Origin of the sequence: Clostridium sp. YIM B02551 (genome assembly GCF_022324735.1) — a bacterium.
Lineage (GTDB): Bacteria > Bacillota > Clostridia > Clostridiales > Clostridiaceae > Clostridium_T > Clostridium_T paridis.
In genome coordinates, this window is sequence record NZ_JAKGTF010000008.1 from 155,290 (window position 1) to 167,356 (window position 12,067).

Annotated in this window: 12 protein-coding genes; 8 read left to right on the forward strand and 4 right to left on the reverse strand. The window is 31.3% G+C overall.

The genetic code is table 11. The features are described 5' to 3' along the window. Positions 1-27 precede the first annotated feature (27 nt). The 6 genes from L1S47_RS11255 to L1S47_RS11280 all read left to right on the forward strand — a co-directional run bounded on the left by L1S47_RS11255 (position 28) and on the right by L1S47_RS11280 (position 5,149). Positions 28-1,239 (forward strand): hypothetical protein, encoded by a 1,212-nt coding sequence (locus L1S47_RS11255; RefSeq protein WP_238883649.1) that lies wholly within the window; start codon positions 28-30, stop codon positions 1,237-1,239. A gap of 281 nt (positions 1,240-1,520) precedes the next feature. Beyond that, on the forward strand, positions 1,521-2,081 hold the full coding sequence (locus L1S47_RS11260) for a hypothetical protein (RefSeq protein ID WP_238883650.1): 561 nt from the start codon (positions 1,521-1,523) through the stop codon (positions 2,079-2,081). A 92-nt stretch (positions 2,082-2,173) separates the two neighbouring features. Beyond that, complete coding sequence (locus L1S47_RS11265; protein ID WP_238883651.1) at positions 2,174-2,950, forward strand: prolipoprotein diacylglyceryl transferase; 777 nt, start codon at positions 2,174-2,176, stop codon at positions 2,948-2,950. After that, positions 2,934-3,761 (forward strand): hypothetical protein, encoded by an 828-nt coding sequence (locus L1S47_RS11270; RefSeq protein WP_238883652.1) that lies wholly within the window; start codon positions 2,934-2,936, stop codon positions 3,759-3,761. The genes L1S47_RS11265 and L1S47_RS11270 overlap by 17 nt, the downstream gene beginning before the upstream one ends. A 48-nt stretch (positions 3,762-3,809) precedes the next feature. Further along, positions 3,810-4,658, forward strand: coding sequence for an Mrp/NBP35 family ATP-binding protein (locus L1S47_RS11275; protein ID WP_202766820.1), 849 nt, complete (start codon positions 3,810-3,812; stop codon positions 4,656-4,658). A 302-nt stretch (positions 4,659-4,960) separates the two neighbouring features. Beyond that, positions 4,961-5,149, forward strand: coding sequence for a ferredoxin (locus L1S47_RS11280; protein ID WP_202766821.1), 189 nt, complete (start codon positions 4,961-4,963; stop codon positions 5,147-5,149). Positions 5,150-5,183: 34 nt separating this feature from the next. Here the strand turns inward: L1S47_RS11280 and L1S47_RS11285 are convergent, their stop codons facing one another. From L1S47_RS11285 to L1S47_RS11300, 4 genes are all read right to left on the reverse strand, one after another. Further along, a complete protein-coding gene (locus tag L1S47_RS11285; RefSeq protein ID WP_202766822.1) occupies positions 5,184-5,393 on the reverse strand; it encodes a hypothetical protein in 210 nt (69 codons plus the stop codon). A gap of 71 nt (positions 5,394-5,464) precedes the next feature. Then, the gene (locus L1S47_RS11290; protein ID WP_238883653.1) at positions 5,465-5,917 is read right to left on the reverse strand and encodes a PadR family transcriptional regulator; all 453 of its coding nucleotides are present in this window, start codon (positions 5,915-5,917) and stop codon (positions 5,465-5,467) included. A 4-nt stretch (positions 5,918-5,921) separates the two neighbouring features. Continuing rightward, positions 5,922-6,764, reverse strand: coding sequence for a DegV family protein (locus tag L1S47_RS11295; RefSeq protein WP_238883654.1), 843 nt, complete (start codon positions 6,762-6,764; stop codon positions 5,922-5,924). Positions 6,765-6,945: 181 nt separating this feature from the next. Continuing rightward, positions 6,946-7,941 (reverse strand): DUF3048 domain-containing protein, encoded by a 996-nt coding sequence (locus tag L1S47_RS11300; RefSeq protein ID WP_238883655.1) that lies wholly within the window; start codon positions 7,939-7,941, stop codon positions 6,946-6,948. Positions 7,942-8,397: 456 nt separating this feature from the next. On the opposite strand from L1S47_RS11300, the gene L1S47_RS11305 reads away from it, so the two are divergent. Both L1S47_RS11305 and nifV read left to right on the forward strand, forming a co-directional pair. Next, positions 8,398-10,515 carry an anaerobic ribonucleoside triphosphate reductase gene (locus L1S47_RS11305; RefSeq protein WP_238883656.1) on the forward strand — a complete coding sequence of 706 codons (2,118 nt, stop codon included), beginning with the start codon at positions 8,398-8,400 and terminating at the stop codon, positions 10,513-10,515. Positions 10,516-10,896: 381 nt separating this feature from the next. Next, positions 10,897-12,051 carry a homocitrate synthase gene (gene nifV / locus L1S47_RS11310; RefSeq protein ID WP_238883657.1) on the forward strand — a complete coding sequence of 385 codons (1,155 nt, stop codon included), beginning with the start codon at positions 10,897-10,899 and terminating at the stop codon, positions 12,049-12,051. Positions 12,052-12,067: the final 16 nt, after the last annotated feature.

The following is a 12,067-nucleotide window of genomic DNA, read 5'->3' on the forward strand; positions in this document are numbered from 1 at the left end:
GAATAAATATAGTGGAGGGACCCTTAGTTGGCACATGGAAAATTATATAGAAGTTTTATAATTCTACAAGAGGACGAAAAAGGACATTCAATAGCAGAAGATAAGCCTCTTTCTGGTTATGCTAAGATAGAAGCTAAAGATGAAAGGTGCAAAATATCTTTTTATGCTCAGAATATTAAAAAAGATGGACATAAACATTATATGGTACTAATTTCAGGTAAGAAAGATAATAAGCAGATAATAAATTTAGGTGAAGTGAACATAACAGACATAGGTAAGGTAGAGGTTTCTACAGAATACTTAGCAGATAACATAGGGGGCGTAGGAATCAGTTACGATAAAGTATCAGGAGCTGCTATATATAAAGATTTAGATGGCAAGAAGATGTTTCTAATTACCGGATTTATGAGCGGGGAACAACCAAAAGATAAATGGAAAGATTATAAAATAACAAGGGCACAAGGTGTAGAGGAAGTAAAATTAGAAAATAGAATAAAAGATGTTGAACAGGTTAAGATTGTTGAAGAAGGTAAATCTGAGCCAGAAAAAGTTGAAGTTGACGATATGAGGGAAGAGGAAACTTTACCTATTGCTGAGGAAAGTAAAAATGTTGAAGAAGTAGAAGAAATCAAAGTAGTAAGCGAGGAAGAAACAAGAGAAGAAAAACCAGTTATACAGGAAGAAGAAGAGATAAAAGAAAGTAGTAATCAATTTGTGGTTGAAGAGCCAATTAATGATGTAAGAGAAGAAAATCCATTTGATAAATATGAAGAATCTCTTGAAGCTCAAAGCTATGAAGAAGATTTTAGAATTCAGGGAACAGTTGGAGAATTTTTTGAGTCCCTAGCAGAAGACTTCGAAATGGATAGGCATAAGAATAAGAAGAAGGATATAAAACATACAAAATGGTACAAAGTATATATAGCTAGTTTAGATGATATGACCAATATTACAGACTACAATAAGTATACAGTAATATATTATCCTATGATTAATTATTATCCATATTTCAAAAAATATGGGCATTATAATATTGGATATAAGTGCAATAAAAAAGGAAAGATGCAATATATAATTTACGGAATACCAGGTAAAAAAGATAAGAGTGATCAGCCATATGGTGGTAAAACAGGCTTCGTAACCTGGATGGAAGATGAAACATTAGGTAAGGACTTAGGTTATTGGTTAATGTTTTATGATTTCAGAAATTCTGTTATTGTTATTCCAACAGAAAATTAAAGTATAGATTTATTGTTTAGAAAAAGAGGCTTGCCTCTTTTTTTATTTTATAGGGTTTTAAGTTCAACTATTAACTTATTCATGCCTGAAAATATCCAGAAGCCGACATTTTCAAACAAGTATAAGTTAAGTTTCCTATCAAAAACCCTATATATAAGCAATAAGAATATTAAGAGAATAAGGGTTATTATGTAATTTGATTTTAGAGTCATAAGTAGAATAATAGGTAAACATCAATAGTATAAATAATAGTAATACTAATAGAAAAAGTGGGGGACTTTATGAATAAAAAACAATTAGCAATAACAGTTATGTTATTATTTTTGATGGGTTTGCTTTTTGTAGGACAGGGAATATTTGATGAGAAATTCAAGATGATTGCTCTCATGAATAATAATATTTCTACTTTTAAAGAGTATTCTTCAAAGGATGAAGAAGTTAAATTTTTACTACCACAAGAGTGGAGTACTACTACTCAAAGCTTCCCTGGGAATTATATCTTATATAATAATAACTTCTCTGATAGTAAATTAGGAATATACGGATATATTCAATTGATTAGCTATACTGAAGATGAAGAAAAGTTAATTGAATTTGATAAGAAATACATAAAGGATGAAATAAAAGATTACGAGAAGGAGCAATTAAAAGATAAGAAATATCATGGAAGTAAGGTTTCCTTCCAAACCATAGATAATAAATCTAATAAATATATAAATAGGATTTATTATATAAGACTAGATGAAGAGAAAATAGCTAAAATAGCCTTTAAGGTTAATTCAAATGACTATAAAGAAAGTTATGAAAATATTTTTACTTCAATAGTGGATTCTGTTAAATAAATTTGATAAAGAAGAGATTAAGTATTATAATTTATTATATTAAGGAGAAGCTATGCTTCTCCTTATTTAGAAGGAATCTTTTAGGAGGAAAGATGAAATTTATATTGTTTGAAATATTTGGGGTTAAAGTTTACGGATATGGAGTTATGATTGCATTAGGGATAATAATTGCAATTTTACTAATAGATAAAAGGGGAAAAAAGAGAGGATACAATGTAGATCATATATTTAACATGACTTTAATAGCTGTTTTAAGTGGTGTAATAGGTGGAAAAGTACTTTACTACATAACTGAGTGGGAAAATATAATAAATGAACCTAAGCTTCTTATAGACAATATTGGAGCAGGATTCGTTATATATGGGGCTATTATTGGGGGAGCGATAGGAGTTATCTTATATTCAAGAAAAAAAGGGTGGAACTTATTAGATATATTCGATCTGATAATACCTACGGTAGCACTTGCTCAAGGCTTTGGTCGGATTGGTTGTTTTTTAGCTGGATGTTGTTATGGCAAGAAGACAGATCTTCCTATTGGGGTAGTATTTCCAGCGGATTCATTAGCACCTTTTGGAGTTAGAATTATACCGACTCAATTGTTTTCAGCTGCTTTTGATATTATCCTATCATTTATATTATTTAGATATGATTTAAGAAACAAAAAAAATGGGAGAGTTTTTGCTCTTTATTTAATTATATATAGTATTGGAAGGTTTATCATTGAGTTCTTTAGGGATGACCCTAGAGGAGCAGTATCAGTTCTATCAACATCACAATTTATTTCTATCTTTACATTGATAGCTGGTATTTTGTTGTTTAACATAAGTAAAATATTGAAAAGGGAGAAGGAAGATGTTAAAAAAAATTAGCAAAGCTTTAATACCCATATTAGTATTCTCTAATTTGCTAGTGGGATGTTCATTTATAGATAATGCCAAAACAAAAATGGGACTTAAAAACAATGATTTTGAATATATAAAAAATGAAAATGTAGATCAAATAATTATACAAAGTACAAGGGATACAGGCTTTAGATTTGTAGTTACTGATAAAAGGACAATTCAAGATATGTATTCACTTCTTTCTTCTTCAAAAGAAGCTAAAGAAAAAACTGATTTAGAACCCGATTATATATTTGAGATGCATATGGGGGACGAAGTTAAAAAATTTAATTATGTAGTAGGGGTTAATTCTAAGGACAAGGGAAATTTTTATGATGATAAAAAAATATACTCTGTATCAAGTAGATTAGACAATGATATAATACAAAACTTGTCATTTGTTAGAAAACCAAGAGAATTTGCAAGCATATATTTCGGAAGTATCCTAAAGGTTTTAAATGAGAAAAAAGATTATTTAAATGAAGGAAATAAAAAAGTAGGTATAGATATGCTTTCCGATGTAGAGTGTACAAAATACATGCTTTCCACTGATATAGAAGATTTTAAGAAAAATGCTTCAAAAATTGTTAACAATATAGGAGTTATTAAAGGTGATAAGGATAAGTATGATATTATTATTACTGTAAGTAATCAAGGATACACATCTAAAACCTTTAAAACTAGTATTAGCATTGAAAATAAAACTGATCATAGTTATATGCCTTACTATGTAACAGGAAACTATGATCTTAATAGCTGGGAAATCTCATTAGTTACTAAGAAACCTAGTGATTGGTAAGAGATCATTTAAAGCAAAATTAATATTTTAATTCGAGGAGGAATTATTATGTCAAGTTGTTCAACCTGTGCAAGCAAAGATACTTGTTCTACTAAAGAACAAGGTTGTGGAACACAAAATGTAAGTTTAAAAGTTATGCCTAAATATGGAGAGGTTAAAAATATTATTGGAGTAATAAGCGGAAAAGGTGGAGTTGGTAAATCAACTGTTACAGGATTAATAGCAACTCAATTAGCTAAAAAGGGGTATAAAGTAGGTGTGTTAGATGGAGATATAACTGGTCCATCAATGCCTAGATTTTTTGGTATTAATAATAAAAGAGCAGAAATGCTACCTATAGATGAAAATAATTTTAAATTCAAACCAGTGGAAAGTAACTTAGGAGTAAAAGTAATGTCTATGAATTTACTTACTCCTGTAGAAGATCAGCCTGTTATTTGGAGAGGCCCAGTTATAACTGGAGTTTTGAATCAAATGTATACAGATACTGATTGGGGTGAATTAGATTATTTATTAATAGACATGCCACCTGGAACAGGAGATATAGCTCTTACAGTAATGCAAAGTTTCCCATTAAAAGAAATGATAATCGTATCAACACCTCAAGATATGGTATCTATGATTGTTAAAAAAGTTGTTATAATGGCTGAAAAGATGGATGTTAAGGTAAGAGGTGTAGTGGAAAATATGTCTTATATAACTTGTGATAGTTGTGATCATAAGATAAGAGTGTTTAGTAAAAAGTCAGCAGAAGAACATGCTGAGTATCTAGGACTACCTTTATTAGCAGAATTACCTATAAATCTTGATTTAACAGAGGCATTAGAAGAGGGAAAAGCGGAAGAGTATGCTAAAGAAGATCCTCTTTATTCATTAGTTTTTGAAGGACTATATTAATAATTAAGTTTTAGATAATAACTTGGCGGAAGCCAAGTTATTTTTGCTCTTTAGGAATCTATATTATTTTAGGCTTAGGATATACATTATAAGTTTAAATTATAATCTAAGGATTTCCGTGGCATCCCTAAAGAGTAAAAAATAGAATCAGTCGCCTGCCAATTTTTCCTCACATGCGTTTGGAAAGGCAGATGCGAGAAAAAAATCGACGGCTCATAATCGCCTTGACGATTTTTTTTGAATAAAATTATCTTTTTAGTGAAATAATATGTTTGTTATTAAATTCATTAGGAGGGAAAACTATGAAAGCAGATGTGGATAAGGATACTTGTATTGGATGTGGATTATGCCCATCAATAGCACCTGATGTATTTGACATGCAGGATGATGGAAAGGCAGGGGTAATAGCAGATCCAGTTCCAAATGATAGCGAGGATAGTGCAAAGGAAGCAGAAGAAAATTGTCCAGTTAATGCTATAAATGTAGAGTAATATAAAAAGTAGCCTTTAAAGGCTACTTTTTATATTAGAAGAAATCAACAAGTTTTTCATTGCTTATTTTGTCATTCATAAAGTTTTGTCCGTTTAGTGCACTTTCATTAGAAAAATCTAAATTGACTTCACTTCCAACAGTATAACCAGCTGGAATATGAGATCTTTGAACATCTAAAGTAGTACCATTTTCAAGTAATACAGATGCACTTGTTGGATTCATCTCAAGAATTTTCCCCTTCACTTAAAAAACCTCCTATATAAAATAATAATATTATTATTTCAATAGAAGGTAATTGTTATTCGTTTATAAGGCTAATAAAGATGAGAATATATCGTATTAAAGACCTTTAGAGCTTCCTGTATCTTAGGTTTTAATAGATCCTTTCTTTTTTCGAATTCTTCTAAACCAAGTGGCGTAAGAGAATATATCTTTTGAAATTTCTTCTTAGGGTCATCCCATTCACCGATAATTAATCCTTCTTTTTCAAATTTTTTTAAGATGGGATATATTCCACCAGTGGAAGGAACCCAAAGACCATTTGTTTTTTCACCGATTTTATGAGAAATATCATTACCATTAGAAGCACCTTGGCTTAATATATACAGTACGTATATTGGTAACAATCCTTTTGTAAATACTTGGCCAACAGCCTCTTTTTCTTTATTAATCTTTTTTAAATCTGCAAGTTTCTTTTTATATTCTTCATAGAGTCTTTTTTCTTCTGCTCTAATATTCTCTTCCGTATTAAAGCTTGAATTATTCATACTACTATTCCTTTTCTAAAGTTATTCCTACAAGTCCAGGACCAGTGTGAACTCCAAGAGCAGGCCCGATAGCTGAAAATCCTAGACTAGTTATATTAGGTAGGTCTTTGATTTCATCATAGAATTTCTTGGCTTCTTCTGGAGCACCTCCATGAAGAACTGCAACTTTGCATTTTCCTTTGCTTAGCCATTCATCTAAAATTTCTCTTATTACTTTCAAAGACTGCTTTCTTCCACGAACTTTTGAGTGAACAGAGAAGTTTCCATCAGGAGCAACAGTTATAACAGGTTTTATGTTTAAAAGTTGACCAATTACTCCAGCAACTCTACCTATTCTACCGCCTTTTCTAAGATATTCTAAAGTATCTAGTGTAAAGAAGATACCAGTCCTGTCTTTGCAACCTGGGAGGGCTTTAACAATGTTATCAAAGCTTTCACCCGCCTCGATCATTCTAGCCGCATCTAAAACTATATATCCCTGCTCTCTTGAAAGAGTTTTTGTATCGAATATATGAAATTTAAGATTAGGATGATCCTCTGCAATTAGTTTAACACTATTATATGTTCCTGAAAACCCTAAAGAGATTGTAATTATTATAACATGCGTATAACCTTCTCTCTCTAGAGAGGTTAGAATCTCATCAGTGGTTTCTATACTAGGAAGAGAAGTAGTAGGAACCTCTTTTTCAATATTTGCATATAAATACTCAGGTGAAATATCTATTCTATCTCTAAACTCTCTATCCTTATATATGATTCTAAAAGGAAGAAGTTTTATATTGTGCTTATTTATTTCGTCCATTTCTAAATCACAAGAACTATCTGTGATTAAAGCGATTTTTTCCATAATAAACCTCCAAAATAACTTGTAAGCTAATTATAGCATAATAGATAACATTATCAATAGTGATAATGATTAAATGTATCAGTATTGATAAGATTTTTGAAAAAAATATACTAAATATACTTTAGAAGGAAATCCTCTCAATTATTGTTTAGGAGAGAGGACTTCATACTTCTTATAATGTTTAATTGATGCTGACATCATTTGCAACTATATGCCAAATTGTATTTCCAGAAGATAGAGGAATCTCATTGTTTTTATTATCATAAAGTACAGTTCTATTATTATCTTGTTTCCAATATCCATTTAATATTTTGCCATTTGATAATACAAAGGCATTTCCAGTACCAGTTAGTCGTATGTTTAGGTGAATCATATCCTTTGATAAAGTTATTTCGGTCTTTTGAATAACTATGTTTTTAAACTTAAGGATACTATTAGTATTCATATCTAAAGCTGGTTTCCCATCCATATACTTCTCATAAAAACCATCCTTATAATTATAACTTGTAGAATAGCTTTTATTTAGCACGAGATTAAGTGCATTAAGATCCTGAAGAGAAGGATTACTCCAGTAATTATTATTAAATGCCATGAACTTATTAGGGGTGTAAGTTAGGTTTTTACTTTTAATGTACTTTTCTATATTTTCTCCAGAAGTATATAAATTATGAGGTGCTTTTCTTTCATTATCTCTCCAAAAGAAATTTCTATTAAACATTTCATTAATGCTCATATAAGATTTATCCTCTGATATAAGAGAGAGAGCTTCTTCACTTCCTCCGCAATGAGCAAAAGGTAGATTTAGTGATTTTGCAATTGAAATAAAATATGCACGAGCACTTCTTACAGGACCAATTTTTGCAGGTAAATTTTTTTGAAAAAGGGCTATAAACCTTGGTATTCCGCCTTCTGCCATGGTTTCATAGACAATGTCAGCAGAATTTAATCCACTTTGAGGCCTTGAGGCGGTAGAATTTTCTACGATAACCATAAAGGGGAAATTATTTAGTGCTTCTTGGGAAGTATCTTCTCCGGTATAAGAACTTACTTGTGTAACTTCAGATTTACTTACAGGAGAAGAATCTGTATTTTCATCTAATTGGGTGTTTGAGGGTTTTGAACATCCTACGAGTAATAACAACGAACATAATATTAGGGGAAAAAATTTTTTTATCATAAATATCTCCTTATAGCAGTATCTACATAAATTATATTAAGAATAGTAACGGATAAATTACTGATTTTTATTAAGTTTTTGAGGGATTAAAGCTTTTTTACTCTTAGTGAATTGGTAATGCTTTAAGATTATGGGAAAAAATACAAACTTAAACTATAATCTAAGGATTCACTATACTCCCATAAAGAGTAAAAAATAGAATTAGTCGCCTGCCAAATTTTCCTCGCATGCGCTTGGAAAGGCAGATGCGAGAAAAAAATCGACAGCTCATAATCGCCTTGACGATTTTTTTATAAAAGTCAAAGGTCAAAAACCTTTAAAAAAACTTAAAAATAGGAGTAAAAAGGATATATTAAATGCTATAACCTTTAAAGGAGAAATTTGAAGATTGATAATAAAAATTTCCTAATATATAATAATCAAAGTACAATATATGGTGTTATGGAGGTATGCGACATGCTAGATGTTGTGAAAAGAGACGGTAGAGAAACAAAATTTAACTCAGAGAAAATTTCTAATGCAATTAAACGTGCGGCAGAGGAAGCTGGAAGTCACTTAAGAGAAGGGCAAGTTATTGACTTAGTACAGAAGGTTATAACCTACATAGAAATGTCAGAACAAGAGAGAGTTACGGTAGAGGAAATCCAAAATCTTGTGGTTAGAGCACTAAAAGATAGTGGATTAAATGAAATTGCAGGTAATTATTCAGCCTACAGAGATGAAAGAACAAAGGTTAGAGAAATAAAATCAGATCTAATGACTGCGATTAAAAAAATAGGTGTAGAGACAGATAGAGATAATGCTAATGTAGGGAATAATTTTTCTTCAAAGCTACTAAGAATTGCATCTGAGTCGAACAAATGGCACAACTTAGCATCAATGCCAAAGCATCTAGCAAAAGCTCACGAAAATGGAGATGTATATTACCATGATTTAGATTCGTACAACTTGACAACAAATTGTCTACATATTCCTACAAAGGAAATGCTTGAAAAGGGTTTCAATACTGGATATGGTACGATAAATAAGCCTAGAAGAATTGAAACAGCAGCAGAACTTTCTTGTATATTATTACAATCTACTCAAAATGATATGTTTGGTGGACAGTCTCATCCAGACTTTGATAATGATATGGCTATATTCATTGAGCCAACAAGAGAGGAAATTAAAGAAGAGCTTGTATCATATGGCTTAGAAGGAGAAAAGTTAGAAGAAACTATAGAGAGAAAACTTGTTGAAAGAGTTCATCAAGCAATGCAAGGAGTAGTTTATAATCTTAATACAATGCATTCAAGAGCTGGATCACAAGTACCATTTTCTTCAATAAACTTAGGAATTCCTCATTCGAAGGAAGCTGCACTAGTATGTGAAGCCTTCTTACTAGAATATGAAAAAGGACTTGGTAGAGGAGAACAGCCTATATTCCCTAACATAATTTTTAGAGTTAAGGAAGGGGTAAATAGAGAGCCAAAAGATCCTTACCATTATTTATATAAATTAGCATGCAGAGTTGCTGCAAAGAGAATGAACCCAACATTTATGAATATAGATGCTGACTTTAATAAGGAATACTATGATAAAGGATACATGCCTGCTACGATGGGATGTAGAACATATCTAATGAAAAATGTAAATGGGGAACCTGGTTGTAAGGGAAGAGGAAATATTGCTCCAACCACAATAAACTTACCAAGAATAGGTCTCCTTGCTAAAGGTGATATTAATAAATTCTTTGAAATTTTTGACTCAAGAATAGAACTAGCAAAAGAATCATTACTTCATAGATATGGTGTATTAAAACAATTAAGAGTTAAGGATTTGCCTTTTGTTGCTGGACAACATTTAATGAAAGGTGCAGAAGGGTTAGATCAAAATGATTCCATTGAACCTATATTAAAGCAAGGTACATGGGGCATAGGATTTATAGGATTAGCGGAAACACTAGTTGCATTAATTGGTAAGCATCATGGAGAAAGTGAAGAAGCTAGAGAATTAGGAGTTAAAATAGTAACTTATTTAAGAGAGAAATGTGATAGATTTATAGAAGAAACTAAATTAAACTGGAGTTGTTACGCTACACCAGCAGAAGGACTTAGCGGTAAGTTTATTAAACAAGATCAGAAGATGTTTGGTAAAGTAAAAGGTGTAACTGATAAAGAGTACTATACAAATAGCTATCATGTACCAGTAAGTCAACCTATATCTATAAAAACTAAAATTGAAATAGAAGCTCCTTACCATAAGCTTTGCAATGCTGGACATATAAGTTATCTTGAAGTAGATGATTGTCCAAATGGAGAGGCTATAATGGATATTCTTAATTATGCATATAAGAATACCAATATAAGCTACTTGGGAATAAATTTCCACATAAGATACTGCAGAACTTGTGGAACATATCTTCATAGCAATGAGAGCAAATGCACAAGCTGCGGAAGTTCAGATATCCAAGGAGTATCAAGAGTAACTGGATACCTAAGCTTAGATGAAAGATTTGGCCCAGGAAAATATCAGGAGAGAGAAGATAGAATCACTCATACTGAAAAACATAATAAGAACTATAAGTGTGTATAATACTTTTAAAACCTTCCTAATTTATTAGGAAGGTTTTCTTTTTTAATTTTCAGTGAAAAATACAATAATTTATTACCTTATAATATAAAAATATGTTTAAAAATGATGTTTTTTGTAGTGAGCTGTTACAAAGAAGGTGAAAGATATTTTTTTGAACTTGCAAAAAGTAAAAAATGTTAGGAATAGGGAATTTTAAAGGAATCTAGGCTCTAAAGCTTGAAAACACAAGAATACAAAGGTGTATAAAAAATCTTGTTATTATTTTTTTGTTGTGATAAAATTGAGTATATTGAATTGTAAAGGCTTATCTATTGCATAAGTGATGACAATTTGACAAAGAGTGTAAGTTGGGGTTTAGAAAAAGTAAAAAGGGGGATCAGAATGTCTATTAAAGATTTAAAAACAGGTAAAGAGATTACTATAGTAGATACTACTTTACGTGATGGAGAACAAACTGCAGGTGTAGTTTTTTCAAATCATGAAAAGGTAGCTATAGCAGAACTACTTGATGAATTAGGTGTAGATCAGCTTGAAGTTGGAATTCCTACTATGGGTGGAGATGAAAAAGCTGCTATAAAAACTATCGCAAAAAGAGGTTTAAAAGCTTCAATAATGGCTTGGAATAGAGCTGTAGTTTCAGATATAGAGCAATCTATTGATTGTGGTGTTGATGCTGTTGCTATTTCAATATCAGTATCAGATATCCATATTGAGCATAAGCTTAAAACCTCAAGAGAATGGGTTTTAGAAAGCATGGTAAAAGCTGTAGAGTATGCAAAGAAAAATGGAGTATATATATCTGTTAATGGTGAAGACTCCTCAAGAGCTGATAGAGATTTCCTTGTACAGTTTATAACAGAAGCTAAAAAGGCAGGTGCCGATAGATTTAGATATTGTGATACTGTTGGAATAATGGAACCATTTAAAATTAATAGTATCATTAAAGATTTAAGAGATAATACAAATTTTGATATAGAAATGCACACCCATAATGATTTTGGTATGGCCACAGCAAATGCTATTGCAGGAATATTAGGGGGAGCGACTCATGTAGGTGTTACGGTAAATGGGTTAGGTGAGAGAGCTGGAAATGCTGCACTAGAAGAGGTGTTAATGGCTCTTAAACATGTTTATGGATATGAAGTTAATGCAGATACTAAAATGTTTAGAGAGTTATCTGAATATGTATCTAGAGCTTCAGGAAGAGAGCTTCCTATATGGAAGGCTATAGTTGGTACAAATATGTTTGCTCATGAATCAGGAATTCATGCAGATGGGGCAATAAAAAATCCTAAAAACTATGAAGCTTTTTCACCAGATGAAGTTGGTCTGCAAAGACAATTAGTAATAGGTAAGCATTCTGGAAGAGCTAGCATAGTAAATAAGTTTAAGGAGTATGGGGAAGAACTAGATAGTCAGGCTGCAGAGTGGCTTTTAGCTAAAGTTAGGGAAGTCTCTGTTAACCTTAAGAGAAGCCTTTTTGACAAAGAAATAGTTCAGCTTTATAGAGATTATAAGAGAATAAACAAGCAATAAGCAAGGGGGAAGAAAG